The 25,723-nt window shown below is 39.5% G+C and carries 21 protein-coding genes; 20 read left to right on the top strand and 1 reads right to left on the bottom strand.

Features of this window, described 5'->3' with window-relative positions:
* Positions 1-3: 3 nt before the first annotated feature.
* The 9 genes from dxs (at position 4) to AC4G3N_RS04365 (ending at position 9,950) form a co-directional block, all read left to right on the top strand.
* The gene (dxs, locus tag AC4G3N_RS04405) at positions 4-1,899 is read left to right on the top strand and encodes a 1-deoxy-D-xylulose-5-phosphate synthase (RefSeq protein ID WP_139892485.1); all 1,896 of its coding nucleotides are present in this window, start codon (positions 4-6) and stop codon (positions 1,897-1,899) included.
* Positions 1,900-1,901: 2 nt separating this feature from the next.
* The gene (locus AC4G3N_RS04400; RefSeq protein ID WP_066104926.1) at positions 1,902-2,738 is read left to right on the top strand and encodes a TlyA family RNA methyltransferase; all 837 of its coding nucleotides are present in this window, start codon (positions 1,902-1,904) and stop codon (positions 2,736-2,738) included.
* Between the two features lie 145 nt (positions 2,739-2,883).
* Positions 2,884-3,333 carry a transcriptional regulator AhrC/ArgR gene (gene ahrC / locus AC4G3N_RS04395; RefSeq protein ID WP_066104923.1) on the top strand — a complete coding sequence of 150 codons (450 nt, stop codon included), beginning with the start codon at positions 2,884-2,886 and terminating at the stop codon, positions 3,331-3,333.
* 17 nt (positions 3,334-3,350) lie between these two features.
* Positions 3,351-5,063 carry a DNA repair protein RecN gene (gene recN, locus AC4G3N_RS04390; RefSeq protein WP_066104921.1) on the top strand — a complete coding sequence of 571 codons (1,713 nt, stop codon included), beginning with the start codon at positions 3,351-3,353 and terminating at the stop codon, positions 5,061-5,063.
* Between the two features lie 182 nt (positions 5,064-5,245).
* Complete coding sequence (spoIVB, locus tag AC4G3N_RS04385; RefSeq protein ID WP_066104920.1) at positions 5,246-6,532, top strand: SpoIVB peptidase; 1,287 nt, start codon at positions 5,246-5,248, stop codon at positions 6,530-6,532.
* 259 nt (positions 6,533-6,791) lie between these two features.
* Positions 6,792-7,583: a sporulation transcription factor Spo0A gene (gene spo0A / locus AC4G3N_RS04380; RefSeq protein WP_066104919.1), complete on the top strand. Its 792-nt coding sequence runs from the start codon at positions 6,792-6,794 to the stop codon at positions 7,581-7,583.
* A gap of 453 nt (positions 7,584-8,036) precedes the next feature.
* Complete coding sequence (locus AC4G3N_RS04375) at positions 8,037-8,762, top strand: glycerophosphodiester phosphodiesterase (protein ID WP_140462039.1); 726 nt, start codon at positions 8,037-8,039, stop codon at positions 8,760-8,762.
* 655 nt (positions 8,763-9,417) lie between these two features.
* On the top strand, positions 9,418-9,648 hold the full coding sequence (locus AC4G3N_RS04370; RefSeq protein ID WP_139063837.1) for a helix-turn-helix transcriptional regulator: 231 nt from the start codon (positions 9,418-9,420) through the stop codon (positions 9,646-9,648).
* Positions 9,648-9,950: a hypothetical protein gene (locus AC4G3N_RS04365; RefSeq protein ID WP_066104914.1), complete on the top strand. Its 303-nt coding sequence runs from the start codon at positions 9,648-9,650 to the stop codon at positions 9,948-9,950. The genes AC4G3N_RS04370 and AC4G3N_RS04365 overlap by 1 nt, the downstream gene beginning before the upstream one ends.
* Before the next feature lie 332 nt (positions 9,951-10,282).
* Here the strand turns inward: AC4G3N_RS04365 and AC4G3N_RS04360 are convergent, their stop codons facing one another.
* Complete coding sequence (locus tag AC4G3N_RS04360; RefSeq protein ID WP_066104911.1) at positions 10,283-10,531, bottom strand: DUF2627 domain-containing protein; 249 nt, start codon at positions 10,529-10,531, stop codon at positions 10,283-10,285.
* Between the two features lie 148 nt (positions 10,532-10,679).
* On the opposite strand from AC4G3N_RS04360, the gene AC4G3N_RS04355 reads away from it, so the two are divergent.
* The 11 genes from AC4G3N_RS04355 to AC4G3N_RS04305 all read left to right on the top strand — a co-directional run bounded on the left by AC4G3N_RS04355 (position 10,680) and on the right by AC4G3N_RS04305 (position 25,609).
* A complete protein-coding gene (locus AC4G3N_RS04355; RefSeq protein WP_139892481.1) occupies positions 10,680-12,743 on the top strand; it encodes a sigma-54 interaction domain-containing protein in 2,064 nt (687 codons plus the stop codon).
* A gap of 338 nt (positions 12,744-13,081) precedes the next feature.
* Complete coding sequence (gene bcd / locus AC4G3N_RS04350; protein ID WP_491089800.1) at positions 13,082-14,179, top strand: branched-chain amino acid dehydrogenase; 1,098 nt, start codon at positions 13,082-13,084, stop codon at positions 14,177-14,179.
* Between the two features lie 208 nt (positions 14,180-14,387).
* Positions 14,388-15,809 carry a dihydrolipoyl dehydrogenase gene (gene lpdA / locus AC4G3N_RS04345; protein ID WP_139892479.1) on the top strand — a complete coding sequence of 474 codons (1,422 nt, stop codon included), beginning with the start codon at positions 14,388-14,390 and terminating at the stop codon, positions 15,807-15,809.
* Positions 15,810-15,843: 34 nt separating this feature from the next.
* A complete protein-coding gene (locus AC4G3N_RS04340) occupies positions 15,844-16,848 on the top strand; it encodes a thiamine pyrophosphate-dependent dehydrogenase E1 component subunit alpha (RefSeq protein WP_139892477.1) in 1,005 nt (334 codons plus the stop codon).
* 3 nt (positions 16,849-16,851) lie between these two features.
* Positions 16,852-17,835, top strand: a complete 984-nt coding sequence (locus AC4G3N_RS04335; RefSeq protein ID WP_066104899.1) for an alpha-ketoacid dehydrogenase subunit beta — start codon at positions 16,852-16,854, stop codon at positions 17,833-17,835.
* 28 nt (positions 17,836-17,863) lie between these two features.
* Positions 17,864-19,147: a dihydrolipoamide acetyltransferase family protein gene (locus AC4G3N_RS04330; protein WP_491089798.1), complete on the top strand. Its 1,284-nt coding sequence runs from the start codon at positions 17,864-17,866 to the stop codon at positions 19,145-19,147.
* Positions 19,148-19,349: 202 nt separating this feature from the next.
* A complete protein-coding gene (locus AC4G3N_RS04325) occupies positions 19,350-19,808 on the top strand; it encodes an SAM-dependent methyltransferase (RefSeq protein ID WP_491089797.1) in 459 nt (152 codons plus the stop codon).
* 141 nt (positions 19,809-19,949) lie between these two features.
* Positions 19,950-21,773, top strand: coding sequence for a methylmalonyl-CoA mutase family protein (locus AC4G3N_RS04320; protein ID WP_491089796.1), 1,824 nt, complete (start codon positions 19,950-19,952; stop codon positions 21,771-21,773).
* Positions 21,770-23,950 carry a methylmalonyl-CoA mutase gene (gene scpA, locus AC4G3N_RS04315; protein WP_490551169.1) on the top strand — a complete coding sequence of 727 codons (2,181 nt, stop codon included), beginning with the start codon at positions 21,770-21,772 and terminating at the stop codon, positions 23,948-23,950. Before AC4G3N_RS04320 ends, scpA begins: the two co-directional genes overlap by 4 nt.
* Entirely contained in the window at positions 23,937-24,980 is a 1,044-nt protein-coding gene (meaB, locus tag AC4G3N_RS04310; RefSeq protein WP_066104884.1) for a methylmalonyl Co-A mutase-associated GTPase MeaB, read from the top strand. The genes scpA and meaB overlap by 14 nt, the downstream gene beginning before the upstream one ends.
* 191 nt (positions 24,981-25,171) lie before the next feature.
* Entirely contained in the window at positions 25,172-25,609 is a 438-nt protein-coding gene (locus tag AC4G3N_RS04305) for a BrxA/BrxB family bacilliredoxin (RefSeq protein WP_066104881.1), read from the top strand.
* The last annotated feature ends 114 nt before the right edge of the window (positions 25,610-25,723 follow it).

Below are 25,723 nucleotides of genomic sequence, written 5' to 3'. Positions count from 1 at the left end.
CTGATGGATATGCTATCCATAAAAGACCCATCTTTTCTTAAAAAGATGTCCAATGCGGAATTGGAGTCTTTGGCACAGGATATTAGGGATTTTTTAATTAAACAACTATCTGTTACCGGCGGGCATATTGGACCAAACTTGGGTGTAGTAGAGTTAACGCTCGCCTTACATAAGGAGTTTAATAGCCCAAAGGATAAATTTTTGTGGGATGTCGGCCATCAGTCTTATGTTCATAAAATATTGACAGGGCGGGCATGTCAGTTTGAAACTCTCCGTCAATACAAAGGGCTGTGTGGATTTCCAAAGATGAATGAAAGTGAGCATGATGTTTGGGAGACAGGTCATAGCTCAACTTCTTTGTCAGCTGCAATGGGTATGGCGATTGCTCGTGACTTGAAAAAAGAAAAAAGCTTTATCATTCCTATTATTGGTGATGGTGCTTTAACAGGTGGTATGGCCCTTGAAGCATTAAACCATATAGGACATGAAAAAAAAGATATGATTGTTATCTTAAATGATAACGAGATGTCCATTGCTCCAAACGTAGGTGCCCTGCATTCTATTCTCGGAAGAATGCGGACAGGAGGCAAATATAACTATGTTAAAGATGAGCTGGAACAACTGCTTAAAAAAATACCGGCTGTGGGTGGCAAGCTTGCTAATACAGCTGAACGTATAAAAGACAGTTTGAAGTATCTGGTTGTTTCCGGAATGTTTTTTGAGGAACTGGGCTTTACTTATTTAGGTCCGGTTGATGGACACGACTTTGAAGATTTGTCTGAAAACCTTAAATATGCTAAAAAAACAAAAGGTCCTGTTCTTTTGCATGTGATTACGAAAAAAGGAAAAGGTTATAAACCTGCGGAAACAGATGCAATTGGTACGTGGCATGGTACGGGGCCATATAAAATCGAGACAGGCGATATAATCAAGGAATTGAATGCACCTCCGGCATGGAGTGCACTAGTCAGCGAGACTGTCAGAAGATTGGCGAGAGAAGACGAGCGGATTGTAGCGATTACTCCGGCAATGCCGGTAGGTTCGAAGCTGCTCGGATTTGCTTCTGAATTCCCTGATCGAATGTTTGATGTCGGAATCGCGGAACAGCATGCGACTACTGTTGCTGCAGGACTTGCCACGCAGGGAATGAAGCCATTCCTAGCGATTTATTCTACATTCTTGCAACGTGCTTATGACCAGGTTCTTCATGATATATGCCGACAAAAATTAAATGTCTTCATTGGGATTGATCGAGCAGGACTTGTTGGAGCAGATGGAGAAACCCATCAGGGTGTATTTGATATTTCCTTCCTGCGCCCTATGCCTAATATGGTTATTATGATGCCCAAAGATGAAAATGAGGGACAGCATATGGTGAATACGGCTATTCAATATAATGATGGTCCGATTGCCATGCGATTCCCAAGAGGAAATGGTTTGGGTGTTCCGATGGATGAAGAGCTAAAAACAATCCCGATTGGTACTTGGGAGGTCCTGCGTGAAGGAAATGATGCTGTCATATTAACATTCGGCACAACCATTCCAATGGCGATGGAAGCAGCTGATAGACTTCAGAAGGATAATATTCATGTGAAGGTAGTAAACGCTCGTTTTATAAAACCATTGGATCATGAAATGCTTGCTGAATTAATGTCTGCCAATTTGCCAATCCTAACAATAGAAGAAGCTGTTCTTCAGGGTGGTTTCGGAAGTGCAGTACTTGAATTTGCAGAGGAAAATGGATTCCATAAAGCTTATATCGAAAGAATTGGAATACCGGATGAATTTGTAGAACATGGCAGCGTCGGTAAATTGCTTCATGATATTAACCTAACGGCTGAACAAGTGGTAGAAAAATTATCTAAGATGACCTATAAAGTGACGAAAAAGGCGTATTAAATATGAAAAAAGAACGTGTAGATGTATTATTGGTTGAACGTGGATTAGCGGAAACAAGAGAAAAGGCAAAAAGGGCAGTAATGGCTGGTATTGTTTATTCAAACGACCTGCGAATGGACAAGGCTGGTGAAAAAATAGCTACCGATGCGCCGCTATCCATAAAAGGGCAAGTAATGCCTTATGTATCAAGAGGCGGCTACAAGCTGGAAAAGGCTATGGAGACATTTACTATTTCCGTTAAGGATAAGTTAATGATTGATATTGGGTCATCGACGGGAGGGTTCACAGACTGTGCCCTGCAGAACGGTGCAAAAAAATCATATGCTGTTGATGTCGGTTATAACCAACTGGCTTGGAAGCTGAGACAGGATCCGCGGGTAGTCGTAATGGAAAGAACGAACTTCCGTCATTCAGTACCTGAGGATTTCACTGAAGGTCTGCCAGAATTTGCTACAATTGATGTTTCTTTTATATCGTTAAAGCTTATCTTACCGGCTTTAAAACGAATTCTTGTGCCTGGAAGCGATGTTGTAAGTCTTGTAAAACCGCAATTTGAAGCTGGTCGTGAGCAGGTTGGAAAAAAAGGAATTATTCGTGATAAAAAAGTACATCTTCAAGTTGTGGAGCAAATTCGAGACTTTGCTATCCAGGAAGGCTATATACTAAAAGAAGCTACTTTTAGCCCCATTACAGGCGGGGATGGAAATATTGAATTTTTATTCCATTTATACTGGCCAGGGGAAGGTTCCGATTGTACACAAGATGTAGTCGTGAATCTTGAGCAGGTAGTTGAAGCGGCACACGAAGCGTTAAAAACGAATAAAGGTGAAGATAAGTGAAATGTTTAATCCCCCGGTGGCTTTGCCATGGGGGTTATTTCTTTATGCAATCCTTGCATAAAAATACATAAAATACATGTACTTTTGTGACAAAATCCGCTAACATTAGGTATGGAAGGCATTATATTGAGAGGTGTCAAACTAGATGAATAAAGGTCAAAGACATATAAAAATACGTGAAATCATTACAAATAATAATATTGAAACACAAGATGATTTAGTGGATATTTTAAGAGCGGAAGGGGTAAATGTTACGCAAGCGACTGTATCAAGAGACATTAAAGAACTGCATCTGGCAAAAGTACCAATGCAGGATGGACGCTATAAATACAGCCTGCCAGCAGATCAGCGCTTTAACCCTTTTCAAAAACTTAAACGGGCATTGGTAGATGCGTTCGTGCGAATTGATTCAGCCAACAATCTATTGGTCATGAAAACATTACCAGGTAATGCTCAGGCAATTGGTGTGTTAATGGACAATTTGGATTGGGAAGAGATTCTCGGAACGATTTGCGGAGATGATACATGTTTAATTATTTGCAGAGATGAAAAAGATGCTGAAATCATATCAAAACGTTTTCTTGATATGCTTTAAGAAAGTTGGGATGAAAGATGTTATTGGAACTCTCCATTCGTAATTTCGCCATCATTGAATCACAAACGCTCTCCCTCGATAAAGGTTTGACTGTACTTACTGGTGAAACAGGTGCCGGTAAATCTATAATCATTGATGCAGTACAGCTATTGGCCGGTGGACGAGGATCGTCTGAATTCATAAGACATGGTGAAGAAAAAGCTGAACTGGAAGGTTTGTTTCAGTTGCCGGATTCATTACACCCAGCCATAGAGAAAGCAAAAGAATTTGGGATTGAATCTGAAGACAATATAATTATTATCAGAAGAGATATGTATACCTCAGGGAAAAGTGTGTGCCGAATCAATGGGAAGATGGTTACAATCTCAACCTTAAGAGAGGTAGGGAGAAAATTAATTGATATTCATGGACAGCATGAACACCAGGAGTTAATGGATCCCGATTTTCATCTCCCTTTATTGGATCAATTTGGCGAGCAGGATATTAAACAATCTCTGACTGAATATCGGAAGCTTTATAAGCAATATAATGAAACCCGTCAGCAAATGAAAAAATTAAGTGAAAATGAGCAGAAAATGGCACACAGGCTTGATTTGATACAATTTCAATTTGATGAGATCCAAAAGGCTGAATTGGAGATTGATGAAGAAGAGCAATTAATGGAGGAAAAGCATAAACTGAGTAACTTTGAAAAGGTTCACCAAAGTCTACATAATTCCTATATGTCCTTAAATAATGAGAATGGCGGACTTGATTGGGTCGGTAATGCGATGACAGACCTACAAGGAATTGAACACATTGATGAACAATATAAAGAGTTATCTGAATCAGTGAAAAATGCGTTTTATATTCTTGAGGATGTAACAAGCTCGATTCGTTCCCAATTGGATTTATTGGAGTTTGATCCTGAAAGACTTCATGATATTGATGCAAGACTTAATGAAATTAATCATTTGAAGCGGAAATATGGTAAGACGATCAAGGAAATTCTGGAGTATGCTGCAACCATTGAGGAAGAGATTGATACGATATTGAATCGCGAAACACATCTTGAAAAATTAAAAACCCAGCTATCAGCTTTAGAGAAAGAAGTAATCCTAGAGGGCACAAATCTGTCAGAGCTGAGACAAAAATATGCACATCTTCTAACGGACGCAATCCACCGTGAACTTAAAGAGCTGTACATGGATAAAGCCGTATTTGAAGTGTATTTTCATCATTCTGGACAAGATCAATCCAATCTTATTGGTGAGAACGGGATAGATCAGGTGGAATTTTATATTTCTGCTAACCCTGGCGAGCCTGTAAAGCCGCTATCCAAAACAGCCTCCGGTGGAGAACTTTCACGTATTATGCTGGCTATCAAAAATATCTTCTCTCAACACCAGGGAATCACATCGATTATCTTCGACGAAGTAGATACAGGAGTCAGCGGACGGGTTGCACAGGCAATAGCCGAAAAGATATACCGTGTGTCGGAAGGCTCGCAGGTATTATGTATCAGTCACTTGCCGCAGGTAGCAGCTATGGCAGACATTCATTTATTTATCTCTAAGGAAATTACAGAAGGCCGTACAAAAACGAATGTCAAACCGCTTGAAAAAGAGGAACGAGTAATAGAGATTGGCCGAATGATTTCCGGTAAAGAATTAACAGCTTTAACAGAAGAGCATGTAAAAGAAATGCTGAATCAGGCTGATCAAATTAAATACAATATAAAGACAAACTGAGGAGCGTTCTCCTCAGTTTTTTTCAATACTATTGTCTCCTCATTAAAATTATCTTATGTAAATATTTTACCATTGTTATTCCTATCCATAATGGGTAGCTTTTTATTTTGTACTTTTGTTATAAAGTCAATCCCTCTCGGCAAAATTATAAGGGTAGCCATAGAAACGAGGAGAGTGAATGGATGAAATCGATATCAATAAGAAAATGTTTCGGTGTATTTCTCCTTGTTTCGCTGTTAGCCGTTATTTTTAGCCACCCAATGCAAAAATATTTTGAAATTCCCACCAAACTTACTTTATTTGAAGGACAAAATAAATCATTTAAAAAAAGCCAGTTCCTTAACGCAGAAGTGGTCTCTGCAAACTCTGGAGTTTTAATTGATAATCGTTCCAAGGCTCTGAATATTAAGGGCTCTAAAAATGGGTATAACCAAGTCGTTTTTAATATTGCAGGTATTCCTGTTAAAACGGTTGACATAGAGGTTTTAAAGGATTTTAAGGTAATTCCGGGAGGGCAATCCATTGGAGTGAAATTGAATACATTGGGTGTCCTTGTGGTAGGCCATCATCAAATAGCAACCGAGAAAGGCAATCTTTCGCCAGGTGAGATTTCAGGAGTGCAAGTTGGAGATATTATTACTGCTATAAACGGGAAACCAATTACCAAAATGCAGGATGTCGCTCCTTTCGTTCAGGAATTTGAGAAGAATAATAAACCGCTGATTGTAGATATATTTCGGGATAATGTAAAATTGACCAAACAATTATCTCCTTTAAAGGATAAGAATGAGAAAGTATTTAAATTGGGGTTATATATTCGTGATTCAGCTGCGGGTATAGGTACAATGACCTTTTACCATCCACAGACGAGAAAATATGGGGCTTTAGGTCATGTTATTTCTGATATGGATACAAAAAAGCCAATTGTAGTGAAGGATGGTCAAATTGTTAAGTCAACCGTTACCTCGATAGAAAAAGGAAGCAATGGAAATCCTGGAGAAAAGCTGGCTCGTTTTGCAGCTGATCGGGAAGTAATCGGGAATATAAACCGTAATTCTCCATTCGGTATTTTTGGACGGTTGAATCGGCAAGTGGACAATGGAGTAAATGATACACCAATGCCAATTGCTTTATCAAATGAAGTCGAAGAAGGACCAGCTGAGATTTATACAGTTGTGAACGGAAATAAGGTAGAGAAATTCGATATTGAGATAATCAGTACTATTCCGCAAAAATTTCCGGCAACTAAAGGAATGGTTTTGAAGGTTACCGATAAAGATTTATTAAGCAAAACTGGCGGGATTGTGCAAGGAATGAGTGGGAGTCCAATTATACAAAAAGGGAAGGTTATTGGCGCAGTCACGCATGTTTTTGTCAACGACCCAACAAGCGGATACGGAGTTCATATTGAATGGATGCTCAATGAAGCAGGTATTAATATCTATCAAAAGGATCAAAAAGCAGGGTAATTCAGCCTGCTTTTTCCTTTTATTGGTAGTATAATGGGGAGTAGAGTGGAGATTTTTCGACAAATGAATAATATTATTTGCATGTTAAGACGAAAACAGTCGAAATAAAGAGGATTCAGGAGCAAAACTTGTATTAATATATAATTTTAAGTATTTTTCATTTTTTCAATGCTTTTTATATTGCAATGTCGAATTTCTCGGTTAGAATAAAGATTAGAAATGATAGAAAATAAAGGAAATGTCTGAGGAGGATATCTGGTTGAAAAAAATAAAAGTATGTGTCGTTGATGACAATCGTGAACTTGTTGCTTTATTGGAAGAGTATATATCAGAACAGCCGGATATGGAGATTACAGGGGTTGCCCATAATGGACAGGATTGTTTAAGCATGCTTGAACAGCAAACGCCGGATGTTTTAGTACTTGATATTATCATGCCGCATTTGGATGGTCTGGCCGTTTTGGAGCGAATTAAAGATTCTCAAAAAGGAACGAGTGTTCCGAATGTCATCATGTTAACTGCTTTTGGCCAGGAAGATGTTACGAAAAAAGCGGTTGAACTAGGAGCGTCATATTTTATACTTAAACCATTTGATATGGATAACCTTGTCAATCATATTAGACAGACAGGTGAAAAGGGTGCTGGCATAGCGAGAACGAGCACATATACACCGCGTCAGCCATCGGAATCTAAGCCTCTAAACCTTGATGCAAGTATCACTAGCATTATCCACGAGATTGGGGTACCTGCGCATATTAAAGGCTATATGTATTTACGTGAAGCAATTTCTATGGTTTATAACGACATTGAACTGCTTGGTTCGATTACTAAAGTCCTTTATCCGGATATTGCGAAAAAATTCAACACTACTGCGAGCCGTGTAGAACGTGCTATTCGACATGCAATTGAGGTCGCATGGAGCAGAGGAAACATTGAATCCATCTCCTCATTATTTGGATACACAGTCAGTATGACGAAAGCGAAACCGACAAACAGTGAGTTTATTGCAATGGTCGCTGATAAGCTTCGACTCGAGCATAAAGCATCTTAATCATATGTAATTGACGTACTTGTGATCTAACCCTTAGTGGTGCGACGCGATTAATTAATAAACCTTATGTACCAACTGTCTGGTTTATTATCATAAAGAGGTATCTGTGAAATGAAATTTGCATGGATACTTCTTTTCTTTCTAATCATCTGACCTTTAATCTGGATTAAATACCACATATTAGCTACAAAAGTCTACCCGTTTTGTTTTAACCCCTTCTTCATGTACTCCCCTAGCTTTATGCCTTGCAGATTTTCCTAATCTTGTGAGACTCAAAAATGAAAGAACAGCTACCTTTACGGGAATACTGTTTAATAATTACCTCCAGAGAAAATATCCTACTTCCTCCGGTTTTGTTAGTTTGTATTCTAAATCCTGTCCTATAAAATAGATGCATGAAATAAACTGATATAGGGAATAGGAATTTATATGTTTTGAACGGAGGTATGAATATTGACATTAATATTTGGACATAGAGGATATGCTGCTGTGTATCCGGAAAACACGATGATTTCTTTTATCGAAGCCTTTAATGCAGGTGCAGATGGGATTGAATTGGATGTACAATTAACGGAAGATGGTGAGCTTGTTGTCATCCATGATCTAACGGTTGACCGTACGACAGACTCAGAAGGTAATGTTCGTGATTTTACTCTTGCAGAGATTAAAAAGCTCAATGCTGCCAATAACTCCAAAACTGTAGAATTTGCTAGTATACCTACTCTTCGGGAAGTTATGGAGTGGTTGGCTACAAATGATTTACTATTGAACATTGAATTAAAAAATGGGGTATTTCCCTATCCAGGCATGGAAGAAAAAGTGATTGAAATGATTCGTGAGTATGACATGGAAGAGAGGACGGTTTTGTCCTCGTTTAATCACTATAGTATGGTCTATTGTCATCGATTGGCTCCTGAGATTGAAACAGCGCCATTATACTCAGATGGGCTATATATGCCCTGGATTTATGCAAGCTCGATAAAAGCGAAAGGGATTCATCCAAAATACAAAGCAGCACCTAATGAAATCATTGAGGAATCTATGAAAGCTGGGATTGCAGTCAGGCCTTATACGGTGAACCGCAAAGCAGATATGAAGCGATTATTTAAGGTGGGATGCACTGCATTTATTACGGATGACCCAGATAAAGCGATTCAGCTCAGGAATCAATATCAATAATTTCATCTGAACTTATCCATTTTCGTGGTATATTTATCCATATAGATAAATAGGGGATGATGAATTGTTAGTGTTACTCTGTATCGTCGGCTGCATAGTTATAGGGTATTTTACCTTTGCGATATTTGGCTACTTATATGGCGGTATAATTGTTTTGGGAATAGTATTAGGATGTCTTGTCAGAAGCTTATACCTTATAACTAAGGTACATAATTATCTTTTAAAAGATGAGCCAAGAAAAGATAAAGTAAAAGAGGCCTACCAAAAGTATTTGCAAGAAGGCAGATCATATAAGTAGACTAAAATGGGCAGCCTTTGGTTTAAAATTAGATATATGCGTACATAAATAGATCAACTAAAGTAGGATATAGCAATAGGATATCTTTTGGTTGGAGCCTTTCTAATCGTGATATAGTCGAAGCGTGGAATCGTGTTTCGTGAATAGCATTATAACAGACGAACGTATTGTATACGTTCGTTTTTTAGTATGAAAAAAGGTATTTCGGAAATGGAAAACGAATATATACTTTTTCAGCTAACGGTTAGAAGAGTGGAATGAGGTTACCAATTTTAAACTAATTTGTAAAACAAACTTTACTTTTGGTAAAATTAGTTTTACAATTAACTTAACAAATATTTACAAAGGAGGGCTTGTGTGGGAGGAGAGGGATATTTATTATCAAATAGAATTCGTATTCTAAGAGCCGAACGAAAAATGACTCAACAGGATTTAGCTAAAAGCGCAGGGGTTAGCAGACAGACAATTATTTCGATAGAAAAAGGTAACTATACCCCGTCATTAGTGCTAGCCTTTGATATTGCAGAAGCTTTTAATGTTGGGATTAATGAAGTATTCCAGTATAGAAAAAAAGGGGAGGGGTTATAATGGCAGTGTTTCTGCTTATCGCTATAATCGCGTATATATTGATCTTTTTTGGTTCTGTGTTCTTTAGTGTGAAATTCCAATTTGGAGACGAGAGTAAGGATGAGAGAGGGAAGGGTATATTAAACACATCTTACTCAATTGCTTTCCCGATATTCATATTAGGATGGTTCTTTATTTTTTTAATTGATGAATTTATAACACCATTTTCTTTTGATGGTTACAAAATGGCTATATGGTTCTTATTAACTGGAACCTATATTATTCACGCTGTTAGTTTATATAATTTGAAAAGGATTTCATAAAGTTTACTGGAAGTTCAGCCATTAAATAAAATAGTTTTACATCTTTTAGAACTAATTGCGAAATTAGGTCAATTAAGGAGACAGCCAATAAAAGCTGTCTCCTTCTTTAGTCATAAGTACCAAGGTTACGAACAAATCCTTTTATAATTCCCTCACCTCCTGCCTTATCCTCATATAGCGATTAATTTAAATAACATTTCAATTACCAACTCTTTTAAATATGTGTCATAAAAAAAGACCAAATCATGTAGGATCTGGTCTTCAAAATTGGTACTTCTATTGGCACCCTTGCAAAACTTAATGGTTGTATGCCTGTAAGGATCACCTGAAATTCATTTACGGACAGGTTTCTCACTAAATCGATTTTGAACTTTATTACGTTTTCGATCGCGATAAAACACGAATCCGGCAATAAAAGAAAGTCCGCCAATAAATAATAGTAAACCTAATAAAAATTGTACCCAAAGGGCAGGTAGCATTGGGCTGAGTCTGCCAAAAATCATGTCTCTCATCCATTTAATTCCGAGTGCGGTTAGAAGGCCCGGAATCAATAAAAGCGCAAAGGCGATTATCCGTTGCAATTCATCACGTCCTGATTAAGTGTATTTCTATCTTCAACTTTATAAAATATAGAAAATTTGTCAAGTTTATTCAAATAACTTATGATAGAGGAAACAATGAAAAAATTTGCACTATTCTGCACCTTCACTTCAAAAGGAGGAGATTGCCTTGCAAACAGTTTTGATTATTGGGGCGGGCACTGGAGGGCTATCCATTTTAAAAATCTTACTTGAGGCAAAGGATTATCAGGTTATAGGAGTAGTGGATCGTCATTCGAGTGCAGTGGGACTTCAATTAGCTGAACAAAATCATATAAAAACAGGCAGTGACTGGGTAGATTTTATCACTGATGGCTCGGATATCATTTTTGAAGTGACAGGGGATGAGCAAGTTTACCAGGATATAGCCCGCCATAAAAGTAATCACACTCTTTTAGTTCACGGGCAGATTGCCTTTCTGTTAGCCAATCTGATTCAAGAGAAAGAAAGTTTAATCAGGAAGTCGAAAGAAGAGGCATATTTACATGAATTAGTTTTGAATGCGACCGATAACGGGATGGTGCTTATTAATACAGAAGAGAAAATCATCTTTTTTAATCAGGCTGCAGCAACGATTACCGGTGTCCCCAGAAAACAAGCAATCGGTCAGCACATACATAGAGTTATTCCTGCGTCCCGTCTTCCTGAAATCCTCAAAACAAGAAAAACGGAGAGCAATCAGCGGGCTCATTTGGATAAAAATTTAGATGTGGTAACAACCAGAATGCCTATCAAGAATGAAGAAGGCGGTTTACTGGGAGCTTTGGCCGTTTTTAAAGGAATCACGGAATTTACAAGCTTAGCAGAGGAAATTACAAATTTAAAGCATATTCAAAACATGCTCGAAGCTATTATTCATTCGAGTGAAGATGCAATAACTGTAGTGGATGAGGATGGGAATGGAATCTTAATTAATCCTGCGTATACCAGAATTACCGGGTTGACCGAAGAGGATGTCCTGGGCAAACCGGCTACGGCAGATATTACAGAAGGTAAAAGTATGCATATGCAGGTTTTGAAAACAAAAAAACCTGTCCGGGGCGTACGAATGAAGGTAGGGGCATCGAACCGGGATGTGGTGGTTAATGTAGCACCGATTATGGTGAATGGTCATTTGAAGGGAAGCGTTGGCGTCATTCATGACCTTTCTGAAATACAAAGCCTAACACAGGAACTGAAAAGGGCGAGACAAATCATTCGTAATCTAGAGGCCAAATATACATTTGACGATATTATTGGCCAATCTAAAGAGATGAAATTGGCATTGGAGCAGGCGCGTTTATGTGCCCGTACGCCAGTTACCGTATTATTGAGGGGTGAATCGGGTACAGGCAAGGAATTATTCGCCCATGCAATCCATAATGCCAGTGATCGAAAATATAATAAATTCATTCGCGTGAATTGCGCAGCGATATCGGAGTCGCTTTTGGAGAGTGAGTTATTTGGCTATGAAGATGGAGCTTTTTCAGGTGCAAAGCGAGGCGGTAAACGAGGACTGTTTGAAGAAGCCAATAATGGCAGCATATTTCTTGATGAAATTGGTGAGCTTTCTCAAAATATGCAGGCAAAGCTTCTTCGCGTTTTGCAGGAGAATGAAATAGTTCGTGTAGGAGGAACCAAGCCTATTTCCATTGATGTGCGTGTGATAACAGCGACCAATGTCAATCTTGAGAAAGCGATTGCAAAAGGAAACTTCAGAGAAGATTTATATTACCGAATTAACAGAATGCCTATTTATATTGAGCCTTTAAGGGAACGTAAGGAAGATATTCCCCCATTATGCGTCCACTTAATCAAAAAGTTAAATTTGGAGTATGGCCGAAGTATTGAGGATATAAGCGGTGAGGCACTCATCATGCTTCAGGAATATGATTGGACTGGAAATGTAAGGGAAATAGAGAATATATTAGGGAGAGCCATAATTTTTATGGATCAGCATGAAAAAATTATACAAAAGAAGCATTTACCTGAAAAATTATTGAAGGCTGCAGAAGGTTCTCCTAACCATACAATCGAAAAAAGACCAACATTAAATAATAAACAAAGTTTAGCGGATCAATTGGATGAAGTGGAGAAAAGCATTATTATGCGTTCTTTAGAAAAGCATAATGGGAATAAAACTGCTGCCAGCCGTGATCTGGGTTTGTCCATTCGTAATTTTTATTATAAATTGCAAAAGTTTAGTCTTGAATAAACTTGCATGCAGAATTTTTCGTGTGTGCAAATTTTTGCAGGTTCTATGAAAAAAGGATTCTTCTAAAAAGGTCGATTACTCAACAAAATTCATGTTGGCACGATTCTTGCATCTAAAGACTGTGGGTGAACCAAAACAAGGGGCCAAGATGGTATGGCTTGAGTTTTACAGCAGCTATGCTGTTCATAACAAGTCTGCAGAGGAGGCAAGTTCAAGCACGATTTAGAATTACACCCTAAAAGGACCTAAAAAGCCAAATAACTTCATTTTAAATCTTAAAGTGTGAAAGGTCAGTAAAAAGTAAAGGTTAGACCGAAGATAGAGAGGGGAAATGAAAAATGGAAATTTTTAAATATATGGAGCAATATGATTATGAACAATTGCTGTTTGTACAGGATAAACAATCTGGTTTAAAAGCTATTATTGCCATACATGATACAACCCTCGGACCTGCGCTTGGCGGCACAAGAATGTGGACATATGATACAGAGGATGCTGCAATAGAGGACGCTCTTCGATTAGCGAGGGGAATGACGTATAAAAATGCAGCTGCCGGCCTGAATCTTGGCGGAGGTAAAACCGTTATTATCGGTGACCCGCGTAAAGATAAAAATGAAGAAATGTTCCGTGCATTTGGGCGTTATATTCAAGGGTTGAATGGAAGATATATTACGGCTGAGGATGTTGGAACAACAGTGGCTGATATGGATATAATTCATGAGGAAACGGACTATGTAACGGGTATTTCACCTGCTTTTGGTTCATCAGGAAATCCATCCCCTGTCACTGCTTATGGCGTGTACAGAGGAATGAAAGCAGCAGCAAAAGAAGCATTTGGCACAGATTCGCTGGAAGGAAAAGTAATTGCTATCCAGGGAGTAGGAAACGTGGCCTATAATCTTTGTAAGCATCTACATGAAGAGGGTGCACAATTAATAGTGACAGATATTAATAAAGAATCAGTGAATCGTGCTGTGGAGGATTTTGGAGCAAAAGCAGTGGATCCTGAAGATATATATAGTGTCGATTGTGATATCTATGCACCTTGTGCGCTCGGTGCAACTATAAATGATGAAACTATTACGCGAATCAAAGCAAGAGTAATTGCGGGTGCAGCTAATAATCAATTAAAGGAAACTCGTCATGGAGATGCCATTCATGAAATGGGTATCGTTTACGCACCTGATTATGTGATTAATGCCGGTGGGGTTATTAATGTCGCAGATGAGTTATATGGCTATAACAAGGATCGGGCATTGAAAAAAGTAGAGGGTATATATAGCAATATTGAAAGAGTCATAGAGATTGCTAAAAGAGACGGAATTCCGACCTATGTTGCAGCGGACCGAATGGCTGAGGAGAGAATTGAAAAATTAAAACAATCCAGAAGCCAGTTTTTATTAAACGGCCGCCATATACTAAATCGTCGCCGTTAGAGTCACCTGAGAATGAAGAGTCCGTATACGTGTAAACTTGCGGACTCTTGTTCTCTAATCAGGCTCATTTCTGGTTTGCGAAAGGGGTTTAACTTAATAATCTCTGACCATGTGGTAAGACCAGTAGAATAAGGATGGAGTTATATGAGAAAGTGTGTATCTCTTAAATATTAAGTACTGAATATAGATGTTAGGATGTGGATTTTAAATGGCAACTGATTATGATTTGGTCATTTTGGGCGGCGGCACAGGCGGCTATGTAGCAGCCATAAGAGGCTCCCAGTTAGGTTTGAAAACAGCTATTGTTGAAAAGGGCAAGCTAGGCGGAACCTGTCTCCATGCTGGATGCATACCGTCAAAAGCACTTTTACGCAGTGCAGAGGTCTACCAAACTATCAAACATGCAGGAGAGTTTGGCGTGGAAGTATCCGAACCTCGTCTAAATTTTCTAAAGGCACAGGAAAGAAAAGAAAGAATCGTTGAACAGCTCCATAAAGGTGTGCAACATCTAATCAAACAAGGAAAAATCGATTTATATGAAGGGTATGGACGCATTCTTGGACCATCCATATTTTCGCCAATGCCAGGGACCATTTCAGTTGAGATGAATAATGGAACGGAAAATGAGATGTTAATTCCGAAAAATGTCATTATTGCAACGGGTTCAAGACCAAAATCCTTGCCGGGTTTAAAAATTGACGGTGAATCCGTAATAACATCAGATGAAGCTTTACAGCTATCCGAACTGCCATCTTCCTTGCTTGTTATCGGAGGAGGAGTTATTGGAGTAGAATGGGCATCGATGATGGCTGATTTTGGAGTGGAGGTAACTATACTGGAATACGCAGATCGTCTTATACCAACAGAAGACCGAGATATTTCGAAAGAGATGCAAAGGATCTTAAAGAAAAAAGGTATTAGGATCGTTACTAAAGCAAAAGTAATGCCAGAAACGCTGCAAACAGGACAGGGCGTATCCATATCCGCAGAATTAAACGGAGAAAAGAAGGAATATAAGGCTGAAAAAATTCTTGTATCGGTTGGTCGCCAGGCAAATGTTGAAGGGATTGGTCTTCAAAACACCGATATACAAATTGATAACGGCGTAATAGCTGTTAATGAGTTTTATCAAACAAAGGAATCGCATATCTATGCCATTGGTGATGTGATTGGAGGCATGCAACTGGCTCATGTCGCAAGCCATGAAGGAATCACTGCAGTGGAGCATATAGCTAACCAAAGTCCACATCCTATCCAATACGATTTTATTTCCAGATGCATATATAGTAGTCCTGAGGCAGCAAGTGTAGGAATCACAGAAGATGAAGCTATTCAGCGCGGTCATAAGGTCAAGGTCGGAAAATTCCCGTTCAAAGCAATTGGAAAGGCATTGGTCTTCGGAGAGTCAGACGGTTTTGTGAAAATGATTTCTGATGAAGAAACGGATGATTTATTAGGTGTACATATGATTGGCCCGCATGTAACAGATATGATTTCTGAGGCAGGCTTGGCCCTTGTATTAAATGCTTCAGCTTGGGAGGTTGCTCATACTATTCATCCGCATCCTTCATTGTCTGAAGTGATTGGAGAAGCAGCTCTGGCTGTTGATGGAAAAGCGATTCATTCGTAAAAATTTGAGCAAGGCTTTAGAGGAGGTTTACTAAATGACAAAAAACAGGCATGAAGTCCTGGGATTAACGGACGAAATGGTATTGGAAATGTATGAAACAATGCTGATGGCAAGGCGTATAGATGAAAGAATGTGGCTGTTAAATCGCTCTGGGAAAATTCCGTTTGTGATTTCGTGTCAGGGTCAGGAGGCAGCTCAGGTTGGAGCAGCTTTTGCCCTTGATAGGGAAAAGGATTATGTACTGCCTTACTATCGCGATATGGGGGTAGTTCTAACATTTGGTATGACACCAACTGAGTTGATGCTCTCAGGATTTGCCAAGCAGGAAGATCCAAACTCCGGCGGCAGGCAGATGCCAGGTCATTTTGGTCAGAAGAAAAATCGAATTGTAACAGGTTCATCGCCGGTTACCACTCAAGTTCCCCATGCAGTCGGAATCGCATTGGCTGGAAAAATGGAAAAGAAAGATTTGGTTACATTCGTAACTTTTGGTGAAGGTTCATCAAATCAGGGAGATTTTCATGAAGGTGCCAATTTTGCTGGTGTACATAAACTCCCTGTTATTTTTATGGTTGAAAATAATAAATATGCAATTTCGGTACCAATTGAAAAACAATTAGCCTGTGAAAAAGTGTCAGACCGAGCTATTGGATATGGGATGCCTGGTGTCACAGTAGATGGCAATGATCCGCTCGAAGTGTATAAAGCTGTTAAAGAGGCTGCTGACCGTGCCCGACGCGGGGAAGGCCCTTCTTTGGTTGAAACTGTATCCTACCGGCTTACTCCGCACTCAAGTGATGATGATGATCGAAGCTACCGTGCTCGAGATGAAGTGGAAAAGGCAAAAACGGAGGATCCGATTCTCACATTTGGGGCGTATTTAAAGGAAATTGACCTTCTGGATGAAGAGAAAGAAACAGAAATCAATAAAAGGGTCATGAAAATCGTAAATGAAGCAACAGATTACGCTGAAAATGCTCCGTATGCAAAAGCAGAAGATGCTTTGAAGTTTGTATATGCTGAGACGGAAGGAGAGTAAACCATGCCTGTCATTTCATATATTGATGCAATAACCATGGCGATGAAAGAAGAAATGGAACGAGATGAAAAAGTTTTTATCCTTGGTGAAGATGTTGGCAGAAAAGGAGGAGTGTTTAAGGCTACAAACGGGCTGTACGAGCAATTTGGTGAAGATCGAGTAATTGATACGCCTTTGGCTGAATCTGCTATTGCGGGAGTAGGAATCGGAGCTGCAATGTATGGAATGCGACCGATTGCAGAAATACAATTTGCGGATTTTATTATGCCGGCAATAAACCAAATCATTTCTGAGGCTGCCAAAATCCGCTATCGGTCCAATAATGATTGGCATTGTCCGATGGTCATACGTGCTCCTTACGGTGGTGGGGTACACGGTGCCTTATATCATTCACAATCAGTAGAGGCCATTTTTGCCAACCAGCCTGGTTTAAAAATTGTTATGCCATCTACACCATACGACGCAAAAGGGCTTTTAAAAGCAGCAATACGTGATGAAGATCCTGTACTTTTCTTTGAGCATAAACGTGCGTACCGTCTGATCAAAGGGGAAGTCTCCAATGATGATTATGTATTGCCGATAGGCAAAGCGGATGTAAAAAGAGATGGAGATGATATTACGGTTATCACTTATGGACTTTGTGTTCACTTTGCGCTTCAGGCTGCTGAAAAATTAGCTCAGGATGGAATCTCAGTGCATGTTTTAGATTTAAGGACAGTGTATCCCCTCGATAAGGAAGCAATTATCGAGGCTTCCTCCAAAACTGGTAAAGTGCTATTGATAACGGAAGATACGAAGGAAGGCAGCATAATAAGCGAGGTGGCGGCGATCATTGCCGAGAACTGCTTGTTTGAGCTGGATGCACCAATTAAACGTTTAGCAGGTCCTGATCTTCCGGCGATGCCATATGCTCCAACTATGGAAAAATATTTTATGGTCAACCCGGAAAAAGTGGAAAAAGCCATGAGAGAATTAGCAGAATTTTAAACTGATTGCGAAAGGAGATAAATAGCGAATGCCAATAGAACAGATGAAAATGCCGCAGCTTGGGGAGAGTGTGACAGAAGGGACGATCTCGAGCTGGCTTGTAAAGCCCGGTGACCGAGTGAATAAATATGACCCGATAGCTGAAGTAATGACGGATAAAGTGAATGCCGAAGTTCCATCTTCCTTTACTGGAGTAATTAAAGATTTGATTGCAGCAGAGGGAGAGACACTTCCTGTCGGGGAAGTCATGTGCAGTATCCAACTGGCAGGAGAGCCTGATAGTTCTGAAGAGGCACCAAAGGAAGAAAAGAATCGTTCTGAGGAAAAAAGTGAATTGCTAATTCAGACCAACCAATCTAATAAGGCACGTTATTCTCCGGCCGTATTAAAATTATCCCAGGAACATGGGATTAACCTCGAAAACGTGGCTGGAAGCGGAGCCGGCGGTCGAATTACTCGTAAAGACATTTTGAAAGCTGTGGAGGGCGGCACTGCTGCTAAGGCCCAAGTTAACATTGAAAATGCTGAACCGAAAGCGGATACTCAGATGTATGAGCCTGATTTGGGTGTAAAGCAAAAATCATCAGGCAGTGATATGAAGATAGAAAGTGGAGACCTAGAAATACCTGTAACTGGTATGAGGAAAGCTATTGCACAAAATATGGTGCGTTCTAAACATGAGATTCCGCATGCATGGACAATGGTGGAAGCGGATGTAACCAATCTCGTTCAATACCGTGATTCACTTAAGAAGGAATTTAGGCAAAAGGAAGGCTATAATCTAACTTATTTTGCCTTTTTTGTTAAAGCGGTTGCTCAAGCATTAAAAGAGTTTCCTGAAATGAATTCAATGTGGGCTGGAGATAAAATTGTCAGGAAAAAAGATATTAATATCTCGATTGCTGTGTCGACGGATGATGCGTTGTATGTTCCGGTTATTAAATATGCAGATGAAAAAACAATTAAAGGGATCGCGCGTGAAATTAATGAATTGGCTGAAAAGGTCCGTTCCGGTAAATTAAAGTCCGAGGATATGCAGGGCGGTACCTTTACGGTAAATAATACTGGTTCATTTGGATCCATCCAATCGATGGGAATTATAAACCATCCACAGGCAGCTATCTTGCAAGTGGAGTCAATTGTCAAGAAACCAGTTGTCATGCACGGCAATATGATTGCTATCCGGGATCGGGTCAATTTATGTCTATCACTAGATCACCGTGTTCTTGATGGATTGGTATGCGGAAGGTTTTTGGCTCGAGTGAAAGATATCCTGGAACATATCACAAGCGAAAACACACCGCTATATTAATAGAAAACATGAGGGCACACAGTATGTGTGTCTTCTTTTATTTGCTTGAATCATTTCCCAAGAAATAATTTACTGGATTAAATGGACATTATATACACCTGTGAATTCATCGACGTTTTTCTTTTCATTTTATTTTAAAGGAATTTTTCTCGGAGTTGAAGAAATGATAGAGTGACTGACGTCTGATTAAGGAGATGTAGCTATGCACTATTTGATAGAACCAATAGCATTTGTGAAGAATAGCAGGAAAGAAATAGTGGATGATGATTGGGGTGCTATTGTATCGTCCATTGAACTGGCTGAGAATATAAGTCAATCGTCTTTAAAAGGTATACACGAATTCTCTCATTTAGAAATTATTTTTTATTTTGACAAAGTGGATGATAGAAATATTCAGTATGAAGCCAGACATCCCAGAAATAATAAAGAATTTCCCGAGGTAGGCGTCTTTGCACAAAGAGGGAAGAATCGGCCGAATAAGCTTGGGGTTACAATCGTTGAATTGGTGGGAGTTAAACAGAGAGTATTAACTGTTAAAGGGCTAGATGCTCTGGATGGTACCCCTATCATAGATATTAAGCCTGTAATGAAAGAATTTTTGCCAAAAGAAAGAGTTCTTCAACCCACCTGGTCAAATACTTTAATGGAGAAGTATTGGTGAATTGATTTTATAAGGACTTAAGAGATTTGCACTATTTTTCCTTTTATTGGAGAAAAAGGTCATTTGCATGATAAGATTAATTAACATACTATTTCGTTAATTGGCGAGGGGAGGGAGCTTTCTTTTAGTAGAAAGCAAGCTATGAATATAAAGGATGCAAAGAATGATAGGTTTCAACAGACAACAGTGGAGGAGTGGGAAAAAGCAGTTCTAAAATCTTTAAAGGGAAAAGAACTGGACACATTACACACTCAAACGCTTGAAAAAATTATTTTGAAACCGCTTTACAATCTGGATTCAGAAAAAGATGAAGTACCCGGTAAACCTCCTTATACAAGAGGAATCTATGAAAATGGCTATCAGCATCACCCGCTAAAAATTTGCCAAGTGGCAACAGGAAGCAATATTAAGGGAACTATACTCGAGGCATTGGAGAATGGGCAAAATACGATTTCCTTTGATGTAAACAAAATGGGCAGTGAAGAACTAATCATACTATTGAATGATTTGCCGATTGAGGACTATCCTTTATTTCTAGAGGCTGGTTCTGGTAACAGGCAGGAAATCATTATGGAAAAGTTAGCTGAGGTTAACGGGCTATCTGATCAACAAGGAGCAGTGGTACGAGATTTAATTACTGAATGGGCTGAAAGAGGGTCTATACCTACTAAAGAAAACAATGCCTTATCTGATTGGTTTCACTATATAAAGAACTGGAATCTATCTTCCCCAACAATAAAAACAATTCTGGTCAATAGTAGGCCTTATCATGAAGCAGGTGCAGATGCCGTCAAAGAGATTGCGTATTCATTATCACTTGGTGCACATTATGTATTTGAAGGCATGCAGGCAGGGTTATCAGCACAAGAAACGGCAGAAAAAATAATTTTTTCATTCTCGATTGATTCCTCCTTTTTCATGCAAATTGCCAAACTTCGAGCTGCGCGAAAGCTTTGGTTTGCGGTTGGTAAGGCATATGGTCAGGAAAACATCTTTAAAATGGACATCCATGCACAGACCTCATTAAGAAATAAAACCGGGTTTGATCATTATGTAAATCTCCTTCGTACAACAAATGAAGCATTGGCAGCTGTAATTGGGAACTGTCAGTATCTCACGGTCATTCCATTCGATCAATTGCAAAGAGAAAAGAGTTCTCTTGGAAAACGCCTGGCAAGAAACATTCCACATATTCTTAGGGAAGAGAGCATGTTAATGAAAACAGCTGATCCAGGCGGGGGTTCTTACTATTTGGAGGCTTTAACAGATGAACTGTGTCAACAGGCATGGGATCAGTTTATTAAACTGGAGAAAAAAGGCGGTATTCTTTCAGAGTTAAAGAAGGGGCAAATACAAGGAGAGTTAGCAGAGCTAGCTAAAAACAGATTATCAGCGGTAGCTATTAGGAAGGAAAAGATGGTGGGTACAAATGTGTATGCAAATCCAAAAGAAGAACGACCGGATCTCACGCAGAATTTAATAGATACGCAAAGCATTCAAAAGAGTGAAAAAGAAATATTCCCGCTTAAACCAATCCGTTTAGCATCAGAATTTGAAGCTATTCGATCGATGAATTTGACCTGGGGCAATGAGATGGAGCAACAGCAAAGAATCATAGTGATTGGGCTGGGCAGCGTCTCTCAATCTAAGCCATATATTGATCTTTCAAAAGAAGTATTGGCGGCAGGGGGTCTGAGTTATACAGAGCGAACCGGAATAGTAAATCAAGAAATGCTGGAAGAGATAATAAGAGGTTGCCAGGGAAGCTATTTCCTGATATGCGGTGATGAGAATCACCTGAATACGCCATTATCCAATTTAAAAGTAGACAGCAATATGCATATTTATGCAGTGGGGAATTTTGATTTGGCTATCAAGGAATTTAATTGGAAGAAAATTGACCGACATACAAATATGATTGACCTATTAACCATATTGTCATCAAGGCAGGGGGTAAAGGCATGAAAAAACCGGATTTTTCACAAATAGATTGGCAGTCTGTCCATGAGGATTTCGTTTCAGATTCAGCAGATATACGTTCGGATATTCCTGACTTTGAAACAAATGAGCAAATACCGTTAAAGCCTCTATATAATCGGGATGATTTAGAACTGGTGGAGCATGTACCGTCCTTCCCGGGGATTGCTCCCTTTACGCGGGGGCCATATGCAGCGATGTATGTAAACCGCCCATGGACAGTTCGCCAATATGCAGGCTTTTCTACTGCTGAAGAATCGAATGCTTTTTACAGACGGAATTTGGAGATGGGACAAAAAGGGTTATCGGTTGCATTTGATTTAGCGACTCATCGAGGCTATGATTCTGATCATCCGCGTGTGGTTGGGGATGTTGGGAAAGCGGGAGTTGCGATTGATTCGATAGAAGACATGAAAATACTATTTTCCGGTATACCACTAGAGAAAATGTCTGTGTCGATGACAATGAATGGTGCCGTATTGCCGATAATGGCATTTTATATTGCTACAGCAAAAGAACAGGGCGTAGATTCATCACGGCTTACCGGTACGATACAGAATGATATTTTAAAAGAATATATGGTACGTAATACATATATTTACCCACCAGCTATGTCTATGAAAATTATTGCCGATATCTTTGAGTATACCTCCGCTCATATGCCGAAATTTAATAGTATATCAATCTCTGGCTATCATATGCAGGAGGCAGGAGCACCTGCGGATTTGGAGCTTGCCTATACACTGGCTGATGGAATTGAGTATGTGAGAACAGGATTGAAAGCGGGCATAGCTATTGATACATTTGCCCCACGTTTATCGTTTTTTTGGGGTATCGGTATGAACTATTTTATGGAAGTTGCTAAGCTAAGAGCGGCTCGCTTTTTATGGTCAAAACTTATGAAGCAATTTGATCCGAAAAATGAAAAATCGCTGGCACTTAGAACACATTCGCAAACATCCGGTTGGAGCCTTGCTGAACAAGATCCCTTCAATAATATCGCCAGAACTTTAATAGAGGCACACGCAGCGGCACTTGGGCATACTCAATCCTTACATACAAATGCTTTTGATGAAGCGATTGCGCTGCCGACAGAGTTTTCAGCTAGTATCGCCAGGAATACGCAGTTATTCCTGCAGGAGGAAACCGGAATTACAAATGTTATTGATCCATGGGGTGGTTCCTATTATGTCGAGTCCTTAACGAATCGTTTAATTGAGAAAGCATGGGCACATTTGGAGGAAATTGAACAGCTTGGAGGGATGGCCAAGGCAATTGAATCCGGTATTCCAAAGATGAGGATTGAGGAAGCTGCTGCACGCCGGCAAGCCAAAATTGATTCCGGTGAAGAAATCATGATTGGAATCAATCAATACCGGACAGAAGAAAAAGAAGAATTTGATATCCTTGAAATTGATAATTCAAAGGTCCGCGAACAGCAGATTAAACGACTCGAAACGATTAAGGGTACGCGTAATCAGGAACAAGTTACAAAAACACTGAATGCATTGACCAAAGCTGCACAGTCTGGAGAAGGCAATTTGTTGGAATTGGCTGTTGAGGCAGCCATTGCGAGAGCAACTCTTGGTGAAATCTCGGATGCGATAGAAGCGGTATCGGGTCGCCACCGCGCTGTTATCCGAACAATCAGCGGAGTCTATGGTTCCCATTATCGGGAGTTAGATAAAATCAATGAAGTTAGAGAATTAACAGAGGAATTTTTGCTTAATGAGGGTCGCCGTCCTCGAATATTAATTGCTAAAATGGGTCAGGACGGTCATGACCGTGGGGCCAAAATTGTTGCATCAGCTTATGCAGATCTTGGATTTGATGTCGATATGGGTCCTTTATTTCAAACACCGGAGGAATCTGCTAAACAGGCAGTTGAAAATGATGTGCATGTCATTGGGATGAGTTCTTTAGCCGGAGGGCATAAAACATTGTTGCCTCAATTGGCCAGTGAACTAAAAAAACTTGGCCGGGAGGATATCGTCATTATTGCAGGAGGCGTCATACCGGAGCAGGACTATGATTATTTATACAAGCATGGTGCTTCAGCTATATTTGGTCCTGGAACCGTCATACCGGAAGCGGCTATCAAAATAGTAAATGAAATTTATAAAAGGCTAGGGTATGAGGAAGTGTCCAGTCATGACAGACCATAATCAGCAATACGAAAGAAAAAGATATAAGAGAGTCCATACGAAGCCCGTTGATACAGAGGAAATTGTCCGGAACTTAAAAGCCGGGCAATTACAAGCATTATCAAAAGCCATTACTTTCGTTGAAAGCAAAGGGGACGTTTATCGTCCGCAGGCTGAAGAGATTTTGCAATCTATCCTCCCCTTTACAGGGAATTCAATTCGCATCGGTATTAGTGGGGTTCCAGGGGCAGGAAAGAGTACATTTATTGAGAATATGGGGCTATTTTTATGTGAGCTTGGGTATAAAGTGGCCGTACTTGCCATTGACCCCAGCTCTTCCATCAGCGGAGGCAGTATACTTGGAGATAAGACTAGGATGGAAGAACTTTCGAAACATCCAAATGCCTTTATCCGCCCGACCCCATCAGGAGGTAAATTAGGCGGTGTGCACCGTAAAACAAGAGAAAGCATGATGATTTGTGAGGCTGCCGGATATTCAGTGATCTTAGTAGAAACGGTTGGAGTGGGACAAAGTGAAGCTGAAGTCAGGGATATGGTAGATTTTTTTCTGCTGCTGACTCTTACGGGTGCAGGAGACGAACTGCAAGGAATGAAAAAAGGCATCCTTGAGCTTGTCGATGGAATAGCTGTTAATAAAGCTGATGGGGAAAATGAAAAGCTAGCAATGCGAGCGAAAGAGGAATACCGTCAAATCCTCCGTGATCATATACCGGCTACAAAGGATTGGACTGTCAGGACGTTTGCTTGTTCAGCCTTGCATAAACAGGGTCTGAATGAAATTTGGGAGGCCATTATAGAATTTTCCGTTTTCACAAAGGAAACAGGTGAATTTTCGAATAGGCGAAAACGGCAGGTCACAAAATGGTTTGAGAGTGAAGTAGAACAGCAAATCATTGATCATTTTTATACCGATAAAGCTGTTAAGAAACTATTACCGATTATCGAAGCAAGTGTCAGAGATGGAGAGAAAATAGTTTCAAAAGCAGCTGCTGAATTATTTCATCTGTATTTTTTTTCGAAGGATAAGTAAAATGTAGAGTAGTACATAAAAAAGATGGATAGCCTTATGGCTATCCAAAAGTTTAGGAGTATAGGGGGTCATCTTAATTAAAGGTACTATTCCCATGTGTAAGTAAACTAAACCTGTCATCTGGAATATTTTATAAAAAACGGCTGCTCTGATACTATAAGGGTAGCTCCGATAGAAAGGAAGATGTTTAAGTGAGCATGAATTTTAATTTATTTATGAACGACGTGGTTCGCCAGGCTCGTCAGGAAATACAAAATGCAGGTTACAAAGAATTAACAACTGCAGAAGAAGTAGATGAGACTCTAAGCAAAAAGGGAACAACGCTTGTTATGGTTAACTCTGTTTGTGGATGTGCAGGTGGTATTGCTCGTCCTGCTGCTTATCATGCAGTGAATTATGATAAAAGACCAGACCAATTGGTAACGGTCTTTGCCGGTCAGGATAAAGAAGCTACTGCCAGAGCAAGAGAATACTTTACGGGCTATCCGCCTTCCTCTCCATCATTCGCTCTTTTAAAAGATGGAAAAATCATCAAAATGGTTGAGCGTCATGAGATTGAAGGGCATGAACCTTTAGAAGTAATTGAAAATCTGCAAAAAATGTTTGATGAATATTGTGAAGAAGTCTAATCGATCTTACCTCAGGTGAAAAGAGGAAAATAAGCTCAAAAAAGATAAGAATGAAAATGTCTAAATATAATAAAATTCTGTATATAATTTTATTATAATGTTATGGGAGAAGTA

It is taken from the genome of Bacillus sp. z50 (genome assembly GCF_058313585.1).
This window is presented reverse-complemented; position numbering and strand designations above follow the sequence as displayed.